Below are 21087 nucleotides of genomic sequence, written 5' to 3'. Positions count from 1 at the left end.
CAGAACACGCAGATATAATTTTGCCTGTGGGAGGTGTTTCACATGACAACGTACGCACCCGATTTTTCGATCAGGACAGCCGTCCGTAAAGTACTGCCCTATATGATGGAAATGCGCGAATACTTTCATGCCCGACCCGAATTAAGCGGCAAAGAATTCGATACATGCAAGACAATTTTTCGCGAATTGACGCTCACGGGCGTCGCAGATGTAAAAATAATTGCCGGTACAGGTATTACCGGTATAATTCACGGTGCTCTGCCGGGACCGACAGTGTTGGTACGAGCCGCAACCGATGCCTTACCGCTTGAAGAAACCGATGATTCACCGTACGCCTCTATATTTCCGGGCGTAATGCACGCCGCCGGACACGACGGCCATACAGCAACCCTTCTCGGCTTGGCAAAACTTTTGACTACTCATGCGGACTGTTTACGCGGCAACGTCCGCCTGGCTTTTGAACCGGAATCGGAAACCCGCGGCGGTGCCGAAAAAATGATCGACAGCGCCGTTCTTACTAATCCGCCTGTCGATTGCGCCTTGAATATACAGATAGACGGTACACTTGCGGGCGGCGAAATAGGCTTCTGCAGCGGCACGATCTTCGCGTCACGGGACGATTTCACGATTACCGTTAACGGTACGGGCGGCCATTGCACGCAAGTAGCCCCGCAGGACGACGCAATACGCAAAGGCCTTTCCCTTATCGGCAAAATCAGTGATTATGTCGCTACATTGCAAAAGCAAAATACGGCGGCGCTTATCTCCTTTGGCCGCTTCAACGGCGGTAACACGACTGCGGTAATACCTGACCGGGTCGAAATAAAAGGTACTCTCCGCACCTTTGACGATGACATACGTCGGGATATTCTCGCCGAACTCGAAGAGTTATGCCGTACAGACTGTACATGGGAGCATTGTTTTGTCGCGCCTGTCGGCAAAAACGACACCGCCATTACTGCAGCGTGTGAAGAAATCTGGCAAACATACTGCGCCGATCGTTTTACCGTTATCAAGACGTCCCCCGATTTCAGATCGGACGATTTTGCGCGCTTCGGGGAACACATGCCGATATTTTCCTGTTTTGTCGGTATCCACGAAGGCATCCCTCTGCGCCCTTATTCTTCCTCCTTTATTTGGGACAGCAGTATGCTCAAATATACGTGCGAAGCAACGGCAGCGCTCATTTATTATTTGCCTTCTTACGGCCGGAACCTATAACCGCGAGGCGCAGAACTTTTGTGTTTTTCCATTATAAAAGGGTTACTCCCAAACTAATCTTTACTCATTTGTATGCGCAGATTGAGTGATAACGGCTGTGCCGCATACTACACTGCATCTTTTCCGTTTTTGAACGGCACCCGGTTTCTCAATCCGCGGGCTCTACCGCCGGTTTTAAAAACAGTTCTTGTCATTCTTCTTTCCGGAACATATACATGCTTTTTAAATTATTATATCCTCTTGTATTTCGCGCCATTTAAGCCGCAATAATAGTTATTTTATATTCCGTATTCCGTGTTTGGCAAGGACTGCCGCGTATGATATGATAGGAAAGGTTTAATATACGCGGGAGCCTTTATTTACAGGAGATTAGCATTGGATACATTACTTCAATTAATGGAATCATACGGCTATGTGGCTATGTTTTTTGCTATGGCTGCGGAAAACGCCAACATCCCTATTCCGAGTGAAGTCATTTTAGGCTTTGCAGGCTTTTTGATTTCTCAGCATATTTTCGAATTCTGGACAACCTTCGTCATCGCCTGCGCAGCCGGCGTTTTCGGTTCAGTAATAAGCTATTGGCTCGGGTTATACGGCGGCCGGCCTCTCTTGTTAAAATACGGAAAATATATACTTTTTAACGAAAAAAAATTTACAACAGCCGAAAAAATGTTTACAAAATACGGCGGTATGGCCGTTCTCCTCTGTCGCTGCCTTCCCGGCGTACGTACTTTCATTTCCTTTCCTGCCGGGGTAGCTCGTTATCCCTTCGGCAAATTCATTGTCCTGACAGTTATCGGCACAATTCCCTGGACCTTTCTCCTCGTCTGGGCCGGCTCCGTACTGGGTAGCCATTGGCAGGATCTGATTCAATATAATCATATTTTTTTCATCGTTCTTGTCCTTATCTGTGCACTTACAGGTATTTTATTTCTCTATAAACGCCGCAAAGGGAGACCGTAAGCATGAAGGCAGTTGTCAATTACATTCTGGATAACCGTTACGGGCTGAGCGTTTTCTTCCTGGCAGCAATTTTTTTGCTGCCTTTTTTAGGCATGTTCCCCCTTATTGACCCGGATGAGCCGGTATACGGTCAGACAGCACGGGAAATGCTTGCCGCCGGCGACTGGTTGTCGCCTCGCATTTACGGCAATTTTTGGTATGATAAGCCGCCTCTGTTTTATTGGCTGGAAATGATTTCTTATTCTCTCTTCGGCATAAGCGATTATACATCCCGCTTACCCAGCGCCATAATGGGCCTGGCCACAATCGGTACTGTCTACATTCAGTGTCGGGCTATTTTCAATAAGCATATTGCCTTTCGCGCGGCTGTCGTTCTCCTGACATCTCTCGGTTTTATTTATATCGGTAAAGCGGCCGTCACGGATATGACTCTCGTCTTTACACTTACTTTTACGATGCTCGCTTTTTACAGAAAACAGTATTATACCGCCTATGCAGGCTGCGGCCTGGCACTTCTCGCCAAAGGTCCCGTCGGTTACGCCTTTCCGGCAATAATCATGCTGCTCTATATTATTTTTACGCGCCGCTGGACTTTGCTGAAAGAAATGAAGATCCCCCGGGGGATATTTCTTGCTTTTCTCATCGGTCTGCCCTGGTACATTGCCATGTATGCGGTTCACGGCGCGGCGTTCACGGATGCTTTTTATCGGATATCACAATTTCACTCGCTTTGCCGCCCCTGAACATCCGGGCCAAAACAGTATTTTCTTCTTTGTTCCTATCGTCTTGGGTGCCATGATGCCGTGGACGGGAGCGCTTTTTCAAGCTATGTACCGTATTATCCGCGGTAACGGTCCTTATCACGACGGACTCCTCTTCTGTCTCATCTGGGCAGTTTTTATTTTTGTTTTTTTCTCCTTCTCCAAAACCCAGCTGGTCACATACATCGCCCCTCTCTTCCCGCCCCTGTCCATTATCCTCGGCTGGTATACATACGCACTGAAGCGAATCGGCAGATTGCCCCGCATTTGGCTGGTATCGTCTTATATAGGCGGCCTTATTCTTCTGGCATGTAATGCCATTCCCTTGAACGAAAACGCTCTTTTTTTCTCTACCCCGATCCTCTGGGCCTCCCTGCTTCTCACAGCCGCACTCGTCCTGCCTGCCATCTGTATGCAACTGAAAAATTGGCGAGCGGCTCTTATCTGTACTATCCTTTCCATGTTCGCTTTCATGACAGTTGCCTTTGCGGGAGTTTTGCCGCAAGCACAGGAATACATATCCGGCAAAACCATCGCCGCCGACTATGTGAGTCTGGAAACGGGCAACACAACTGTGTACATAGAGAAATTCCTCTGTCCGGCCCTTGCTTTTTACGGCAACATTACCGGTACAGCTTGGGAAATCAATGAAGCCCCCGATTTCAAAAAAATTCGCACAATACCGCAGAAAGCATATTTCATCATGCAACGTTCAACATACAATAAACTGTTGCAGACACAGCCGGATCTGAATTATTGGCAAATCGTCAGGACAACACCGGGACAGCTTATTTTAGTCAATACAAAGGAGCCGCTATGAGATATATACGCTCTCTCCTGCCTGTCTTCATTATTACTTTTATCTTTTTGTCTATAGGGAACAGCCTTTTGGTCGTCACGGATCCGGTTGAATCAAACTATGCGCTGACAGCCAAAGAAATGGTCCTTGCCGGAGATTGGCTGTCACCGCGCATTTATAACACATTTTGGTATGATAAGCCGGTTTTTACATACTGGTCCCTCTGCCTGTCGTACACACTTTTCGGTTACAGTGACTTTGCGACACGCCTGCCCTTCGCCGTCAGCGGAGCTCTTTCCGTTACGGTCCTCACTTATTACGTAAAACGGCGCGGCAACAGTCCGGTCATGGCTAACTTACTCGCCGCCATGACGGCGACATCGCTTCTCTTTTGGATCCTTTCTCATTCTGTACTGACGGATCAGTGGCTCTTGTTCTTCACGGAAACGGCGCTTTTCAGCCTTTACATCGGTATAACCGAAAACGCCCGTTCCCATACATGTATCGCCTATGGGGCTGCCGCTTTGGCGGTACTTACGAAAGGGCCCGTGGGTATTGTCCTGCCGGGGCTTATTATTCTTCTTTATATTGCGGCAGAACGTAAATCTGTCTATCTGCGGCGAGTCTTCCTCCCCGAAGGAATTCTTATTTTTCTGCTCCTCTGCATGCCCTGGTTTATCTACATGTACAATATGCACGGCCGGGAATTCCTGGACGGCCTTTTGGGCTTCAACAATATTACGCGGGCAACTGTTTCGGAGCATCCGGAAGAAAATGTTTTCTACTACTATTTACTTCTTGTTCCGGCAGCTCTTCTGCCCTGGACAGGTGTTTGTCTTTACGGCATAACGCACTTTTTCCGAAAAAGCGGCTTTCCACTTTTCTTAACTCTTTGGGCCGGTGTGACCATTCTCTTTTATACCCTCATGGCCACTAAATATCCCACATATGCCTATATTGCACATATACCGCTTCTTTACTTCGGTATGTTGGGCCTCGTCCGCATATATGACCGGGAAAAAAACAAGACCTGGTTCATTCTTACGGGGCCGGCGCTCTTTTTCTGGTTACTCATCTGGCTTGCAGCACTTATCGTGCGCGTTGACTACATTGCTCTCGGCAGCATGTGGCCGCTTCTTCTTTTCATTCCGTCGGCCGTGTTCTGCATAGGCACGGCCCAAAAACTGAAAGCTTACACGGCACTGCCGGTTCTGGTTTCCTTAGGCACGGCAACACTTTACATTCTTCTTACATGGCAGGTACTCGTCCCTTTCTATATGTACAGATCTGCCGTGCCCCTTGCGGAAAAGGCCGCTGCCTTAAACGGCAGGATATATTTTTTCGAAGAATTCCGCACTTCCTTTGTCTATTATACGGGCAGAGAGGCCGCCTTCATTGCTCCTGCCGATTACGACGAAAGTATACGCCTGCAACGAGATGCCGTATGGACACAAAAACATCTCTTTGCCGTTGAAGACGCGCCTGTCTTTATGCACCGCCTGCAGCGAGGAGAAGCCGTAAGCCTTATCGTACCGCAAAGCCGCCTTAAGGACTTCGAGAAAAGCGAATTTAAAGACTACATGACGGCAACAGGGCAATACGGTACCTTCACTGTCTATATGCCGCGAAAGGGCACACCATGAGCATATCTTCATTCATCAAGTCTCTATCTTCATATAAAGGCGGAAACACATTTAATCCGTGGCACGACTATGACGAACTCAGCGATATCGGGCCCGAAGCGCCGCAAATCCGACGGGCCCAGCTCCGGCACTATCTGAACCTGCGTCTTGACAAGGTCAAATACGTTGTTATCGCCGAAGCGGCCGGTTATCAGGGAGGGCATTTCACAGGCATCGCCATTACATGTGAGCGCATGCTCTTAGGGCTGCACAAGACAATAGGCGCACAGTCTATTATCGGCGTGCCGGGTAAGCGCACAAGTCGTCCCGATTCACCTTACCTGACTTCAACGGCGCAACGACGAGGCGGTATGAATGAACCGACGGACACCTATATTTGGGGGGCTATTGTAGAAAACGGTCTTGACCCGCAATCTGTCCTCCTATGGAATATTTACCCCTTTCATCCTCACAAAGAAGGCAATCTCTTCTCAAACCGCACTCCGACAAACAGTGAACTTGCCGCAGGCCTCATATATACACAAAATCTGCTGGGCCCTTTTCTGTAAAAATTTACACATCGCCGCAATAGGACGTAAATCTGCGGAAACATTAAATACGGCGGGTATAGCTGCCACAGCCATGCGGCATCCCGCCAACGGCGGAGCAGGGCAGTTCCGCCGTGACTTCGGCGAATGGCTGCGCTCTCTATCGGCAAGATCTTGAAACCCGAAGCTGCCGGCGCGACAGGAAAAGACACGATACCCATGCCTATGCAAGAAATGACCGGTCCTGCAATAAAGTACGATAAACAAACCGAAAGAGACCTTTTGCATGAGGCGCCTCCCAAGTTAGATCAAACACTAACGATTGAAGGTCACCACAGCAGCAGGCCTCTTTTAACAACTGCGGTAAAGAGAGGACATACTATCATTTTTAAGCGGCACTGTATATAATAGACATGTACGTTTACACTAATATAATCCGAAAGGTGATAGTATGATAATCGATGATGCGGAAGGTCTTGTTTTCAGACCTCCCAGCGAAGCCCGCAGCTTTATTCTCCGCGTGACAATCGGCTGCTCCCATAATACATGCCGTTTTTGCACCATGTATAAAGGTTCTAAATTCCGTATTCGCCCGCTTGCTGAAATCGACGGGATCATCGAACGCGCCGCGGCGGCCATGCCCTATACGCGCCGTGTTTTTTTAGCGGACGGCGATGCGCTGGTCTTGCCGGTCCAATCGCTTCTGCATATTCTTAAATCATGTTACGCCGCCTTCCCCGCCCTCACCCGCGTAGGCGCATACGCAACAGTTGCCGACTTGGACAGAAAAACGCCGGAAGAACTCAAAGCCCTCAAGGAGGCCGGTTTAAAAATAGTCTATGTCGGCATCGAAAGCGGCAGCGACAAAGTGCTCCGTTATGTCGAAAAAGGCGAAACAAAAGAACAAACCGTTCGCGCCTGTCGTAAGGCGTTAACCGCGGGCATGAAGCTTTCCGCCATGATTCTCCTCGGTTTGGGCGGACAGGGCCTTTCCAAAGAACACGTCGAGGAAACGGCAGATGTCATTTCAGCCGTCAATCCGACAATGCTCAGCGCTTTAACCCTGATGATCCCCGATGACGCGCCGTTAAAAAAGGATGTTGATAACGGCGGTTTTGTGCCTTTAACGGCACGCGGTTTCTTAGAGGAATTGTACCTTATTTTAAAAAATATTACTGTTACTGATCCTTGTATTTTCCGCAGTAATCATGTTTCCAATCTCTTTGCTCTTGCAGGTACCTTACCTGAAGATAAAGCAAAAATGCTGACGTCTGTAAAACCTTACATACAACGTCTGAATGATACGCTTCCTCTGCGTAATAACACGGGTAACTTTTAACTGATTACGGCACGTATAAAGAAAGGACGGACTATGAAAAAATTTATACTTTTTTTCATCGCGTTACAGGCATTCTTTTTCCCGGTCTTTGCGGCCGACGGCACGGTCACTTTTGATAACAGCCGTACTGTCGTAATCCTCGACACGACACAAGACAATTATGCGGCAACATACTTGAGCAAGAGTATTCGCGAACCCTTCCGCATTCCTTATTGGAACCGCATTGATGCCGGAGAAACAATTTCCTCAAAAGATATTACTGTCGCTCGCTTTGAAGAACTCGCCGCCAAGTACGGGGCGGATCTTGTCATCATCCCCTTTGTAAATCATTGGTACTGGCGTCAATATCACAACATCCTCACCTATGAAGACGACATATATAAGAATACGATTACCGTTTAAGCCTCTATGTGTACAATCGCGAGACCGGTACTGTCGAAACGTACGGAGTGAACGGCAGAGGCCGTGAAGAAGCAATCACTCTGAACAATCCCGATGATGTACTCCGTCCGGCCGTCAAACGGCTCTTAGAAAAGCTCCCGTATAAACGTATTCCCGCAGACCGTCGTTACAACGATACCGACATGTCGGTATTGGATACATATACGACTGCCGGCGGTGCCAAAATCTATCGGGGCCTCGACGGTCCTATACCTATCTAAAAGGGTTGCCGTTCACTTCCGCAGAGGAAGCGTATCATGCAAAAGAATAAAAAAACAGTGTTTCTTTCTCTGCTTTTTATGGTCATCGCCGCGATTGGCGGCGGCCTTCACTACAGGCATACCCATAGCTCCGCACGTCTCGGCATCAGCCTGAATGGCACGGATGACGGTACCATGGCGGCTTTACATGCGGAACAGGGTGTTGAAATGGCGGCGGATATGCTGAATGAAAAAGGCGGCGTTCTCGGTAAACCCGTGCAATTAATCAGTATGAATAATAAAGGTACGGCCACAGGGGCGGCAACGGCGATGGAAGATTTACATCTGCGACACGTTGCCGCCGTTATCGGGCCGTTGCGCGAAGACCTGATAGACGCTTCCGTCCCTGTCGCCGAAAGCCAAAATATAGCTCTTATCAGCCCAATCGCAACAAACCGGGCCTGGTCCTACAGCGCAGAAACAGGAAAACCGTACAATCATGTATTCCAAATGGCACTGCCGCCCGAACGTGAAGGAGCTGCTATGGCAAACTTTGCCGCAACTGTCCTGCATAAATCGAAAAGTCTCATTATATGCGACAATAAAAATGCCGCATCGGCTGAAGCGGCTGAAGCGTATGCCGCCTTTATGAATCAAGATGCTCCTATTGCCGATACGGCAACGGTAACGCCGGAAAACATCGTTTTCCACTTACAATCGGCACCGTACGATTCGGTGTATCTGCCCCTGCCTACCGATACTGCGGCAGCCTACGTCAGCGCCGTACGAAACGGCACGCTGAGCGTCCCCGTTCTCGGTTCATCCCTTTGGTCGGAAGATGACATGGCTGATCTCCTGCCTCTACCATACTTGAACAATCTGTTTTTTACGGACCAATATATCAATGACGCCACCTATGCCCCCGGTGAAACTTTTGCTGAACGATATTACGAAAAATACGGCACGATTCCCGACAAATATGCGGCCCTTTCCTTTGATGCGGCCATGCTTGTTGCGGCAGCCGCGGAAGAATCCGCGTCCCTCAACAGTGCGGATATTGCCGCCGCTCTGACTAAGATCAGCAATTATAACGGGGCAACGGGTACTATTTCCGTGCGCGCCGATCACAGCCCGGACAGAAAAGTTCATATTCTGACCTTCTGGCAAGGCAGTGCCGCGCTGCTGTGCAGACTGGCCCCTTAAATACAGCAGGCGGGTAGAAGCATAACTTCTCTCGGTATAACCGCCAAACAGGCATGATTTTTATCATCCGGCCACAGCAACGCACCGAATGATTGGTTTTCAAAAAATGGCACGGTTCATGGAAAACGGCCTGTTCAAGGTATTCCGCCTCCATTACAGCTAAATACGTATTTAATGTGATCATCGTTTTGAAGGGTACACAGGATCCCCATCGTGAAGTCAGGCGTCACTGCCGAAAAAACCCGGTACCCGTGCCGCAGAGATAAAAGCCAAAACAGGCGAAGGCCCTTCTGATAAATCCGCCTTCTCGTCGTAAAAACACTTCGATATTTCTTAACGGTACCTGTTGCGGCGCCGATATATAACGGAGTGCGATCCGGCCGTACGTGAAAATTGATATTTTTTATTCTCTAGCCGCGCCAATTCATATGTATATTCCTGTAAATCAATACGGATACGTCGTGTCCGTTTCATCTTAGCCCCATAGTATATCCTGAAGTTTTTAGCATATAAAGCCGGAAAGGATTATGTTATGCTCCAATTTACAGCCATAGATTTCGAAACGGCAAATACATATGCCAACAGCGCCTGCTCCCTTGCAGCGGTGAGTGTATCCGGTACAGAGATTCACGAAAGGTATACGCTCATCAAACCGCCCTTTCCAACCTTTGCGGCAGAAAATATCCGCATCCACGGGATTACACCGGAAATGGTCGCACATAAAGAAAAATTCAATGTTCTCTGGCCGGCTATAAAAAAACGCCTGGACGGACGTATCCTCGTCGCCCATTATGCAGTCTTCGACACGCGCGTCCTGCGCAGTCTGATTAAGACATATAACCTTGACGGTATCAATGCGTCCTATGTTTGTTCGGTCGAGTTATCCCGCAAAATCTGGCCGCATCTTCGCAACCATAAGCTTGATACGGTCGTAAATTATTTAGGCTATACGTTCCGACATCATCAAGCCTTGGATGACGCTCGTGCATGTGCCCTCATCGTCAAGGCGGCTGCCGAGAAAACGGGAGCCGTCTCAATGGAAGATTTGCTCGATCGGAGCGGACTTGTATTAAAACGGTTCTGACATTAATTTCATATTTTATCTATTTTGTTAAAGGAGGCACTTTGCCATGAAAATCGTGTTACTTGAATCCTTAGGAATTTCAGACGAAATACTCCAATCTTATGCAGAAGCATTAGAAAAAGAAGGACACCGGTTCACTGCATACGAACGAACGGAGGACACGGCCAGGCAGATTGAAGAAGCAAAAGACTCAGATATCATCATTATTGCCAATATGCCCCTGAAAGGAGAAGTCATCAAGGCCTGCCCCGACTTAAAATACATTGACGTCGCTTTTACGGGCGTTGACCACGTTGACCTCGAAGCGGCCAAAGGCAAAGGCATTAAAGTCAGCAACGCTTCCGGTTACTCTACTGTCGCCGTTGCGGAGCTTACTATCGCTATGATGCTCAATCTTTTACGCAACGTCAGGGCGGTGGAAGATGCGTGCCGTAACGGCGGTACAAAATCCGGCCTCGTCGGCTCCGAGCTGGAAGGCAAGACAGTGGCCCTCTTCGGTACCGGCGCGATTGGCAGCCGCGTAGCCGAACTGGCTCATGCCTTCGGTGCAAAGATTATTGCTTATAACGGTTTCTCAAAAAAGGACGATACCGATCTTATCACCTACCTGCCCATAAAAGAGCTTATGGAGCAGGCCGATATTGTCTCTCTCCACTGCCCCGTTACCGATCAGTCTCGCAATATCATCAATGCAAAAACCCTGGCATACATGAAACCGACAGCCTATCTCATAAACGAAGCGCGCGGGCCGGTTGTCGATTCCCGGGCGTTGGCCGACGCTTTAAACAGCGGCAAAATTGCCGGTGCCGGCATTGATGTCTTTGAAACGGAGCCGCCCCTTAATACGGCTCATCCCCTGCTCCATGCCAAAAATACGATTGTTACACCGCACGTAGCCTTTGCTACACGCGAATCGATGCGTAAACGGGCGGCCATTGTATTTGATAATATCCATACGTTTCTTGCCGGAAATCAACAGAATATTATTCTTTAGCCAAGACAAATCATCGGCTACGATCAGTCTTCCGAAAGAGGGACATCTATTGTTCCGCTTTCGGAAGACTTTTTTATACCAATACGACAGCAACATAGACAAGTATAGATGTACAGGCGGCAGTTCCGACAAGTCCGCCGGTACCGCCTGTATCATCATACGCCGCAGCCCGGGGCCATACATCCAAAGAATGTTTCAACTTCTTTTTGTCAGCTCATCGGGCCTCAAAAAATATCTTCTCCATAGTCACTCCCTTTCTGCCTTTTTCTCGTAGCAAAATGTAAATACATGTCCACTCTTTTTATATCCGTATTACTCATTCAGGTGTACCGATTATCTCAAATACTCTTAGTACCTGTTTTATAAAATTGGTATAATGTTCTTATACAAATAAAAAAATTTTTCTCATCTTATGCGGACGTATAACAGTACTGTGCAGTATAAAAAGGAGGACATGCCATGAAAAAATTGATGACCGGCGACGAAGCTGTCGCCAGAGGCCTTTATGAAGCGGGTGTATCCTTTGCTTCCGCCTACCCCGGCACGCCGAGTACGGAAATACTCGAAAATGTATCACAGTATGATGAAATTTATTCCGAATGGGCACCGAATGAAAAAGCGGCTATGGAAGCGGCTATCGGCGCCTCTATGGCCGGCGTGCGTTCTTTTGCCGCAATGAAGATGGTCGGGGTAAACGTTGCGTCGGACCCGTTATTCACCTTTGCTTATCTCGCCGTAAACGGCGGTTTCGTTTTTGTTTCCGCCGACGATCCGGGCATGCATTCTTCACAGAATGAACAGGATAATCGCAATTATGCCAAATTCGCAAAAATCGCAATGATCGAGCCGTCCGACTCGCAAGAATGTCTCGATATGACAAAAGACGCATACCGCATCAGCAATGAATTTGAAGTTCCCGTCATGATTCGCATGACGACCCGCGTCTGTCACTCCAAGAGTCTGGTCGAAGAAGGCGGCCGTCAGGAGATACCGCCTGTTCTTTACGAAAAACATCCCGAGCGGAATGACGCCATTCCCGCCGTGTCGAAAATACGGCGTTATGTCGTTGAGGAACGGGAAGAAAAGTTAAAAGCTTACTCCAATAACTGTCCCTGGAACTACGCAGAAATAAATGATGCCGAAATCGGTATTGTCGCGGCAGGCGCGGCTTATATGTATGCTAAAGAAGTATTCGGCAACACCGCTTCGTATTTTAAAGTAGGCCTTTCCTATCCGATGCCGATCGAAAAAATCCGTGAATTTCGTGCTGCCGTCAGTGAAATGTACGTTATTGAAGAGCTGGATCCGTACATGGAAGAAATCATCAGGAGTGCCGGCATAGACTGTCACGGCAAAGACAGAATTTCCAAAATTGATGAACTCAATCCGAACATTATTGCTAAAGCCCTTTCAGACAAAGAAAACGCATATACGGATATACCGGAAGACCTCCTTGTACCCCGTCCGCCCACGTTTTGTGCCGGCTGTCCCCACCGCGGCTTCTTCTATACATTGGGAAAGCGCAAGGATACAGTCATGATCGGCGACATCGGCTGCTATGCTTTGGGCGGTGCGGAACCGTTAAATGCCATCGATCTCGCCGTATGTATGGGCAGCGCCTTCTCTGTCGGACACGGAATGTTTCACGCTTTTAAAAAGAGCAGTCAAAATAAGCGAATTGTCAGCATCATGGGCGACTCAACTTTTTTCCATACGGGCATCAACTCTCTGATCGAAGTCGCATATAACGGCTCGGCGACAATTAATGTCATCCTCGATAATCGCATTACCGGCATGACGGGTCATCAGGAAAACCCCGGCACAGGCTATACCATCAAAGGTGATACGACCACATTCATTGATATTGAACAGGTTGTCCGCGCCCTCGGACTGAAACATGTCCGTACTGTCAATCCCCTTGATTTACAGGCAATGAATGCAGCTCTTGACTGGGCCTATTCCATTACGGACAATCCGTCAGTCATCATTGCCAAGTGGCCTTGTGTTTTGAAAAAGTTCACTAAAGAAGATCTTGAACAATTTGACCTGAATACGATCCCCTTCACCGTTGATTCTGAAAAATGTATCGGCTGTAAAAAATGTCTTTCCACCGGCTGTCCTGCCCTGCGCTTTAATGACGAAACGAAAAAATCGACAATTTCCGTCGACTGCGCAGGTTGCAGCGTATGTGCACAGGTTTGTCCTGTAAAGGCGATTTACAGAAAGGAGGCGCGTTAATATGAATGACGTTAAAAGCGTATTATTCGTCGGCGTCGGCGGACAGGGAACTATCCTTGCAAGTAAAATCCTCACTGTCGGTTTGATTGAAAGCGGTTACGATGTTAAAATGTCGGAAGTACACGGTATGAGCCAACGCGGCGGTTCCGTAAGCACACAGGTGCGCTACGGCAAAAAAGTGTATTCACCGATTATCGGTAACGGTTCGGCCGATCTTCTCGTCTCGTTTGAAGAAATGGAAGCGGCCCGTTATTTAAAACAGCTGAAACCGGGAGGAAAAATAGTCGTCAATACACTACAAATCCCGCCCATGCCCGTCTTGTCGGGCAAGAAAAAATATCCGCAAACGATCATGGAAGAATTAAAAAAGAAAGCTGCCGTTTTACCGCTTAACGCGACACAAATCGCCACTCAACTGGGCAATCCGAAAAGCGCCAACATCGTTCTCCTGGGCGCACTTGTCAAAGCCCTTGACCTTACGGATATTGACTGGAAAGAAATCATTGTGCGAACGGTCAAACCGCAATTCGCCGAAATCAATCTGGAAGCATTCGATGTCGGCATGGCGGCCGTATAGAGTTCGGAGCTGCAACATAAACCTCGCACCTTTCCGTTTTCGTCATTCATTTATCAACGTCATCTGCATATTATTGATCTTCTAAAGGAGTGATTTCGTTGGCTTCAAAGGAAATGTATGAATGGGGAGCCCAAGCTTCCGTTATTCGAGATCTTTTCATGTACGGCCAGGAACAGGCTGCAAAAATAGGAGCGGAGAACGTGTTCGATTTCAGTATCGGTAATCCCACTGTTCCCGCACCGCCCTGCATAAAAGAGGCGGTAACGGAAATTATGGAAACTCGCGAAGCGGTCGCCGTCCACGGCTATACAGCGGCGGCCGGAGATCCGACAGTCCGCAAAGGGCTGGCTGAATACATGAACAATACATACGATGCCGGGGTGGCGGCGGAAAACTTTTATATGACCTGCGGTGCCGCAGCCTCTTTAGCTATAACGCTCAAAGCTCTTGTCGAGTCGGGGAACGATGAAGTCATCGTTATCGCTCCGTATTTTCCCGAATATACGTCATTTATTCAAAATACGGGGGCAAGAAAAGTAGACGTCCCGCCTGATCGGAAATATTTCCAAATCCCTTTTGAAAGTCTGGAAAAAGCAATTACCGCAAATAAACGTATCCTCATTATCAATTCACCGAATAATCCGTCCGGTGTCGTCTACTCGGAAGATACATACCGTAAACTGGCGGCGCTCTTAAAGATAAAATCCGCTGAAATCGGCCATCCTATATACCTCATTGCAGACGAACCGTATAGAGAAATCGTTTATGACGGCTTACCGATTCTCTATGTGCCGAAGTATTACGAAAATACGATTATCTGCTATTCGTACAGTAAATCGCTTTCTCTGCCGGGTGAACGCATCGGTTATATTCTCGTACCGCCCTGCGTTACGGACAGTGCCGCAGTGTACACGGCCATATGCGGTGCCGGACGCGTCATGGGCTTTGTCTGTGCACCTCACCTTTTCCAGGATGTCGTTTTGAAATGTCTGGGAAAAACAGCGGATATTTCCTTGTATGACGATAACCGTAAACTTATTTACAACGGCTTAACCGCTTTGGGCTATGAATGCGTTTATCCGAGCGGCGCTTTCTATCTTTTCGTCAAATCCCCCGAAGACGATGCCAATGCGTTTTCAAAAAAAGCCAGAGCCTTAAACCTGCTTATCGTCCCTGCCGACAGCTTCGGTTGTCCCGGGTATGTCAGGATTTCCTACTGCGTAAGTCCCGATATGATCAGACGCTCGCTCCCCGTTTTCGCGAAATTGATGGACCGGTATAATAAAAATCGATGAATCCTTTATCGTCCCGCAGCAAGAGACTTACGAACTATTTATGGAAGGTGATTTCATGGATATTTACGCTGAATACAAAAAAAAGATCCTGACCGCAGCAGAAGCGGCGGAACTCGTACAGTCCGACGATTGGGTGGATTACAGCCAGTGCTGTTCCTTCCCGACAGATTTTGACCGCGCCCTGGCCGCTCGTAAAGATGAGTTGACGGGAGTCAATGTACGCAATGCCATTTCAGCACAACCCGTTTCCATCGTCGAAGAAGATCCGGAACAGAAAGCCTTTACGTATAATCTTTGGCACTGTTCCGCTCTTGACAGAAAATATCTTGATCAAGGCTTCGCCTATCATGAACCGATGCTTTTCCGCGATTGCGGTTCTTATTATTCCCGCGGGTTTGCAAGAGTAACAATTGCCGTCATTACCGTCTCCTCTATGGATAAGCACGGTAATTTCAGTTTCGGGCTGACCAACTGTTGTCAGCAGGAAATAATTGACGCGGCCGATAAAGTTATTGTCTTACCGAATAAAAAAATGCCCGTCATTTCGGGATTAGCCAACGACCATATCCATGTCCGCGATGTTGACGGTATTGTCGAAACGGATGCTCCTTTACCGACTATGCCGAATCGGCGGCCCAGCGAAATCGACAGGAAAATTGCCGAATACATTTTCCCATACCTTCATGACGGCATGACCTTACAGCTCGGTATCGGCGGTATGCCGAATGCGCTCGGTTCGCTTATCGCCGACTCGGATCTGAAAGACCTGGGCATGCACACGGAACTGATGAGTGACGGCTATTTAACCCTTTACGAAGCGGGCAAAATTACGAACAAAAAGAATTCCCTGCATCGCGGCAAGGGAGTTTTCTCCATCTGCATGGGTTCGCCGGCACTTTACGACTTTCTCGACCGCAACGAGGATATTCTCTCAGCACCCATGTCATACGTAAACAGCCCGAATGTCATGGCACGTCTCGACGATTTTATCTCCATTAACAGTTGCCTCTCCATGGATCTGTACGGCCAGGTTTGTTCCGAATCGTCAGGCACCCGACAAATCAGCGGTACAGGCGGACAGCTTGACTTCGTAACGGGTGCCTATATGGCTGAACACGGCAAAGCCTTTCTCGCCATGCCGTCGATGTATGTCGATAAAAAAGGAATATGTCATTCCAATATCTTCCCCTGCTTTACGCAAGGCGATATTATTACGACACCGCGCACACAAGCGCCGTATATGGTGACGGAATACGGCATTGCCAATCTCGTCGGCCTGACAACCTGGCAACGGGCGGAAAAGATTATCTCTCTGGCCCATCCCGATTTCCGCGAAGGCCTTATTAAGGCAGCGGAAAAGCAACGCATTTGGCGAAAATCCAATAAGCGATAAAGGGAATTCTTCACGCCTCTTATACGCGGCGCCACAAAAGGCGGACAACAGTTAGACAAGATCTACCGAGTAAAATTTTTATTCTAAATAAATTTCCCTTACGTAACATGCTTCAAATGCAGGTATGCCCTTTCAATGCCTTTCTGCCGGCAAGATTGACAGAACAGATATTCCCGCCTTTCCGGATAATTACAGCAACATGTTGCGCATAACTGCTAAGCGGTTACCGTACTCGGTCAATATCCCACTATAATAAAGCTGCACCTCATACGATTGAGGATGCAGCTTTATTACGCGTCAAGTACTTTATTGTCCTATTTACTTTCAAAGAAGGCTTTATACGCCAAATACGCACAGTATGCATCGGCCTTGGAGACGAGCTCAAGCGGTGCATGCATGCTCAGCATGGCTACACCGCAGTCAACAACTTCACATCCCCAATCGGCCATAATATAAGCGATAGTACCGCCGCCGCCCTGGTCAACCTTACCGAGCTCGCCCGTTTGCCAAGGCACATTATTTTCATTAAAAATACGACGTACTTCCGCCAGGAATTCAGCATTGGCATCATTGCTGCCCGACTTACCGCGGCGCCGCGTATACTTACTCAAACAAATGCCGTAACCGAATCTGGCGGCATTACTTTCTTCATAAGCACTTGCAAAAATCGGATCAAGGGCCGCGTTGACGTCGGCCGAGAGCACCCGACTATGCCGCAGCATGCGCCGCAAATACAATTCCTCCGTTTTCCCTTGAAGTGCAAGCAGCTCCGCCATAAAATCGAGAAAATACGATGACTGGACACCGGTATTACCGACAGAACCGATTTCTTCCTTATCTGCAAAAAGGGCGATCTGTGTCTTAGCGCCGGCTTTCGCATCAAGAATACCTGCATTTGAAGCATATGAGCAAACACGGTCATCATGACCGTGAGCCATGATCATGGAACGGTCAAGACCGACGTCCCGACTCTTTTGAGCCGGTATAATTTCCAGTTCGGCACTGGCGAAGTCTTCTTCTTCGATACCGTATTTATCTTTAAAAAGTTTTAAAACGGCAGGCTTCGTCTTTTCTTCTTCGCCGTGCGTACCGATAATAGGCATGAGCATTTCGCCCTCAATCGCGTCGTTCAGTTTCTTTGCCGCCTGATCCTTGCCCAGGTGCGGTAAGAGGTCATTAATATAAAAGACCGGATCATCCGGCCCGTCACCGATAGATACGTCCACTTTCCGGCCGTTTGACATGCAGACGACACAGATCAGACTGAGAGGCTGGCAGACCCACTGATATTTAAGGATTCCCCCGTAGTAATGGGTTTTGAAGTAAACAAGTTTATCTTTTTCAAAAACAGGAGCGGCCTTTAAATCAAGGCGCGGACAATCAATATGAGAACCGACGATTTTAGCGCCCGCCTCCAGCGGTTCTTTGCCTATTACCGCAAGAACTACAGCTTTATTTTTTTGATTCCAATAGACTTTATCGCCTGCAGCAAGTTTCGTATACGAATCAATGGACCGGAAGCCCGCACTTTCAGCCTGACTTAAAATTTCTTTTACCGCCAATCGTTCTGTTCGTGCCGTATCCAGAAAGAATCGGTAATTCTTGCAATATTCCTCCATCTTGACACGTTCTTTCTCACTAAAGCGGGACCATACATTATTTTCTTTATCAAAGGCCTTCATTACCTTCCTCCTTTATGGTATAATTAATCATATTTATCGCATATTATTTTATCCCGATATGCCGGTTTTGTCTACGGGCTATTTTATTATAATACATTTCATTAAAAGAGGAAGGGACGGCAACTAAAGATGACGCAACAGGAAATCATTACGAATCTGACAGAAAAATATTTACCTCATATTATCAATTTACGCCGTACTATTCATAAGCATCCCGAATTATCCAACGAAGAACAGGATACAGCAGCCTTGTTAGCGGGTGAATTAAAAGCTCTCGGTTTTGATGTACGCGAAAATATCGCAGGCGGCTATGGGGTGTCGGCACTCCTTAAGGGCAATCACCCGGGGCCTACCGTTGCCCTGCGAACGGATATGGATGCTCTGGCCGTCCAAGAAGATACGGGACTCTCTTTTGCTTCGGAAACAGAGGGTAAGATGCACGCCTGCGGCCATGATGCTCACATGGCCATCCTTATCGGTACGGCTTCCGTTTTGGCCGATATGAAACCTGCTATACGGGGCAACATACTTTTTATTTGTCAGCCGGCAGAAGAAAACGCTCCTACAGGCGGGGCCAAAGCAATTGTCGCAGCGGGCCTCCTTGACGGCGTAGCCGCCGTCTACGGGCTCCATGTTTGGCCCGCCTTGCCGACCGGTACGATCGGGGTAAGAACGGGACCCGTCATGGCGGCTTCCGATCATGTTGTCATCATAATAAAAGGCCAATCCGCTCATGCGGCTATGCCCCACAAAGGCATAGACGCACTCGTTGCGGCGGCGCAATTCATTACAGCCGTTCAAGAAAGTATCAGCAGGCAAATTGATCCCCTTTGCCCCGCCGTTCTCACATTCGGCAAAATTTGCGGCGGCACACGCTATAATATTATCGCCGACGAAGTGGTCCTTGAAGGAACATGCCGGACTTATAATAAAGAAACGCAGGATACCATAGAAAAGCATATAGCCGATATCCTGGCCGGTCTCGATCTCATGTACGGCACGACGAGCACTCTTGTATACGAACGGGGTTACGCGGCTGTCGTCAACACGCCGCAAGAAGCGTCATTAGCTGCACAGGCTGTCATTGGACAACTCGGTCAGGCAGCTCTTGTCGAACCGCCGGAACCGGCCATGACGGCGGAAGACTTTTCGGGGTATCTGCAAAAATACGCCGGGGCTTTCCTCTGGCTTGGCGCGACAGCTCCCGGAGACACCGTTTATCCTTTGCACAGTGACAAGTTTGCGGCCGATGAAAACTGTTTATCCGTAGGCATACAATGTATGACCGCCCTCATCTTGGCAAGTTTATCTATGCATAATCAGAACTGAAACTTTAGCTGTTGTTCCAAATCGATATAAAATTTATAATAAATTTGTACGGATAAAAAAGGATTTTTTGTTCCTATATAGAATGATATAAGTAACGTGATTCTTAGGAGGCGATTGATGTATGAAAGAATATGCAAGCGATAAAATCCGCAACATAGCTGTACTTTCTCATGACGGCGCCGGTAAAACGGCTGTCGTAGAATCATTACTCCTTGCCAGCGGCGCCGTGACCGCAGTCGGCGTAGGCAAAGACAATAAGCACATCATGGATTTCGAACCGGAAGAAATTAAACGTAACGTTACCATTCAATTAGGTATTGCGCCTTGTGAATGGGACGGCTTTAAATTAAACTTTCTTGATACGCCGGGCTACTCTGAATTCTGCGGGGAAGTACGTGCCGCCTTACGTGCATGCGACGGTATTCTTCTTGTCGTATCGGCCGAAGCCGGCATTGAAATGGATACGGAACGTGCTTGGGATTATGGTGTGGAACTCCAGCTGCCGCGCATGATTTACGTCAATAAAATGGATACGGAACATGCCGACTTCTTCGGCTCACTTGAAAAAATGCGCGCAGTCTTCGGCAAATCCATTATGCCCTTGCAGATCCCAATCGGTGAAGGGGCGGATTTCCGCGGCATCATCGACGTTTGCAAGATGATCGCTTGGGAATGGACAAGCGGGAATATCGAAGAAATCAAAGTGCCGCCTCAGTATATGTCCAAAGCCCGTGAAGTACGCGAAATGTGCATGGAAGCGGCGGCCGAAGGGGATGACGAACTGCTGGAAAAATATTTGAACGGTGATGAACTGACCTTGGAAGAACTCCGGTTCGGTCTACACCAAGGTATGCTCACCGGCCGTGTATGCCCCGTCATGTGCGGCAGCGCTACCCGGCATATCGGTACAACAGAGCTCCTAAACCGGCTCGTCCGCTATATGCCTGATGCTTCACAGAAAGTCATGATGGGTACGGACACAAAGTCGGGAGACCCCGTCATGGTTTATCCGAACAAACCCTTCACAGGCTTCGTCTTTAAAACTCTTATCGATCCGTTCTCCGGCAAATTGAGTTATATCCGCATCTTCTCCGGCGAACTGAAAGAAGGGGATAAAATTCTTAATGTGACACAAAACAAAGAAGAAAAACTCGGTAAAATCTTTACTCTCGTCGGCAAAGAACAGGTTCCCGTAGAAAAAGCGACAGCCGGTGATATTGTCGTTTTGCCCAAATTAAATACCGCCAAGACGGGTGACACTTTTGCAACCCCTGAGTTTCCTGTCGTCTACGAGGCTATTCGTTTCCCCAATCCGCTTCATACAGTCGCCCTCGTACCCGCAAAGAAGGGTGAAGAAGAAAAATTAACAAACGCTCTCCTGCGTATCAGTGAAGAAGA

Annotated in this window: 20 protein-coding genes; 18 read left to right on the top strand and 2 right to left on the bottom strand. The window is 48.2% G+C overall.

Annotated features, from left to right (window positions below; all coding sequences use genetic code 11):
- Nucleotides 1-42: 42 nt before the first annotated feature.
- From HMPREF0080_RS06820 to HMPREF0080_RS06780, 10 genes are all read left to right on the top strand, one after another.
- The gene (locus tag HMPREF0080_RS06820; RefSeq protein ID WP_006790649.1) at nt 43-1221 is read left to right on the top strand and encodes a M20 metallopeptidase family protein; all 1179 of its coding nucleotides are present in this window, start codon (nt 43-45) and stop codon (nt 1219-1221) included.
- A 375-nt stretch (nt 1222-1596) separates the two neighbouring features.
- The gene (locus HMPREF0080_RS06815) at nt 1597-2184 is read left to right on the top strand and encodes a DedA family protein (protein ID WP_040347453.1); all 588 of its coding nucleotides are present in this window, start codon (nt 1597-1599) and stop codon (nt 2182-2184) included.
- A 2-nt stretch (nt 2185-2186) separates the two neighbouring features.
- Entirely contained in the window at nt 2187-2927 is a 741-nt protein-coding gene (locus HMPREF0080_RS10925; RefSeq protein WP_006790646.1) for an ArnT family glycosyltransferase, read from the top strand.
- Nucleotides 2881-3765, top strand: a complete 885-nt coding sequence (locus HMPREF0080_RS10920; RefSeq protein WP_006790645.1) for a glycosyltransferase family protein — start codon at nt 2881-2883, stop codon at nt 3763-3765. The genes HMPREF0080_RS10925 and HMPREF0080_RS10920 overlap by 47 nt, the downstream gene beginning before the upstream one ends.
- Nucleotides 3762-5387 (top strand): ArnT family glycosyltransferase, encoded by a 1626-nt coding sequence (locus HMPREF0080_RS06805; RefSeq protein WP_006790644.1) that lies wholly within the window; start codon nt 3762-3764, stop codon nt 5385-5387. The genes HMPREF0080_RS10920 and HMPREF0080_RS06805 overlap by 4 nt, the downstream gene beginning before the upstream one ends.
- Complete coding sequence (locus HMPREF0080_RS06800) at nt 5384-5935, top strand: uracil-DNA glycosylase (protein ID WP_006790643.1); 552 nt, start codon at nt 5384-5386, stop codon at nt 5933-5935. Before HMPREF0080_RS06805 ends, HMPREF0080_RS06800 begins: the two co-directional genes overlap by 4 nt.
- Nucleotides 5936-6365: 430 nt before the next feature.
- Nucleotides 6366-7253: a radical SAM protein gene (locus tag HMPREF0080_RS06790; RefSeq protein WP_040347451.1), complete on the top strand. Its 888-nt coding sequence runs from the start codon at nt 6366-6368 to the stop codon at nt 7251-7253.
- 33 nt (nt 7254-7286) lie between these two features.
- On the top strand, nt 7287-7655 hold the full coding sequence (locus HMPREF0080_RS09750) for a hypothetical protein (protein WP_006790640.1): 369 nt from the start codon (nt 7287-7289) through the stop codon (nt 7653-7655).
- Between the two features lie 8 nt (nt 7656-7663).
- Complete coding sequence (locus HMPREF0080_RS09745; protein WP_006790639.1) at nt 7664-7915, top strand: hypothetical protein; 252 nt, start codon at nt 7664-7666, stop codon at nt 7913-7915.
- Between the two features lie 36 nt (nt 7916-7951).
- Entirely contained in the window at nt 7952-9097 is a 1146-nt protein-coding gene (locus HMPREF0080_RS06780) for an ABC transporter substrate-binding protein (RefSeq protein ID WP_006790638.1), read from the top strand.
- Here HMPREF0080_RS06780 and HMPREF0080_RS11740 read toward each other — a convergent pair.
- Nucleotides 9000-9320: a YgjP-like metallopeptidase domain-containing protein gene (locus HMPREF0080_RS11740; protein WP_425358119.1), complete on the bottom strand. Its 321-nt coding sequence runs from the start codon at nt 9318-9320 to the stop codon at nt 9000-9002. The two genes, HMPREF0080_RS06780 and HMPREF0080_RS11740, sit on opposite strands and share 98 nt — an antisense overlap.
- A gap of 309 nt (nt 9321-9629) precedes the next feature.
- Here HMPREF0080_RS11740 and HMPREF0080_RS06775 point away from each other — a divergent pair, with 309 nt between their 5' ends.
- The 6 genes from HMPREF0080_RS06775 to HMPREF0080_RS06750 all read left to right on the top strand — a co-directional run bounded on the left by HMPREF0080_RS06775 (nt 9630) and on the right by HMPREF0080_RS06750 (nt 16678).
- Nucleotides 9630-10181 (top strand): 3'-5' exonuclease, encoded by a 552-nt coding sequence (locus tag HMPREF0080_RS06775; RefSeq protein ID WP_006790635.1) that lies wholly within the window; start codon nt 9630-9632, stop codon nt 10179-10181.
- 46 nt (nt 10182-10227) lie between these two features.
- The gene (locus HMPREF0080_RS06770; RefSeq protein ID WP_006790634.1) at nt 10228-11175 is read left to right on the top strand and encodes a 2-hydroxyacid dehydrogenase; all 948 of its coding nucleotides are present in this window, start codon (nt 10228-10230) and stop codon (nt 11173-11175) included.
- Nucleotides 11176-11634: 459 nt separating this feature from the next.
- Nucleotides 11635-13413 (top strand): indolepyruvate ferredoxin oxidoreductase subunit alpha, encoded by a 1779-nt coding sequence (iorA, locus tag HMPREF0080_RS06765; RefSeq protein WP_006790633.1) that lies wholly within the window; start codon nt 11635-11637, stop codon nt 13411-13413.
- 1 nt (nt 13414) lies between these two features.
- A complete protein-coding gene (locus HMPREF0080_RS06760; RefSeq protein WP_006790632.1) occupies nt 13415-13990 on the top strand; it encodes an indolepyruvate oxidoreductase subunit beta in 576 nt (191 codons plus the stop codon).
- 98 nt (nt 13991-14088) lie between these two features.
- Nucleotides 14089-15285: a pyridoxal phosphate-dependent aminotransferase gene (locus tag HMPREF0080_RS06755; RefSeq protein ID WP_040347449.1), complete on the top strand. Its 1197-nt coding sequence runs from the start codon at nt 14089-14091 to the stop codon at nt 15283-15285.
- A gap of 55 nt (nt 15286-15340) precedes the next feature.
- Nucleotides 15341-16678 (top strand): acetyl-CoA hydrolase/transferase family protein, encoded by a 1338-nt coding sequence (locus HMPREF0080_RS06750; RefSeq protein WP_040347472.1) that lies wholly within the window; start codon nt 15341-15343, stop codon nt 16676-16678.
- A 314-nt stretch (nt 16679-16992) separates the two neighbouring features.
- Here the strand turns inward: HMPREF0080_RS06750 and HMPREF0080_RS06745 are convergent, their stop codons facing one another.
- Nucleotides 16993-18360 carry an aminopeptidase gene (locus HMPREF0080_RS06745; RefSeq protein ID WP_006790628.1) on the bottom strand — a complete coding sequence of 456 codons (1368 nt, stop codon included), beginning with the start codon at nt 18358-18360 and terminating at the stop codon, nt 16993-16995.
- Nucleotides 18361-18489: 129 nt separating this feature from the next.
- Here HMPREF0080_RS06745 and HMPREF0080_RS06740 point away from each other — a divergent pair, with 129 nt between their 5' ends.
- Entirely contained in the window at nt 18490-19689 is a 1200-nt protein-coding gene (locus HMPREF0080_RS06740; protein WP_006790627.1) for a M20 metallopeptidase family protein, read from the top strand.
- A gap of 121 nt (nt 19690-19810) precedes the next feature.
- The coding region (locus HMPREF0080_RS06735) for a GTP-binding protein (RefSeq protein ID WP_006790626.1) at nt 19811-21087 on the top strand (1277 nt) is incomplete at its 3' end.

The organism is Megasphaera geminata F0357 (genome assembly GCF_000239275.1).
Taxonomy (GTDB): Bacteria; Bacillota; Negativicutes; order Veillonellales; family Megasphaeraceae; genus Megasphaera; species Megasphaera geminata.
The sequence above is the reverse complement of the archived record's forward strand: the minus strand, read 5'-3'. Positions and strand labels throughout refer to the sequence as shown.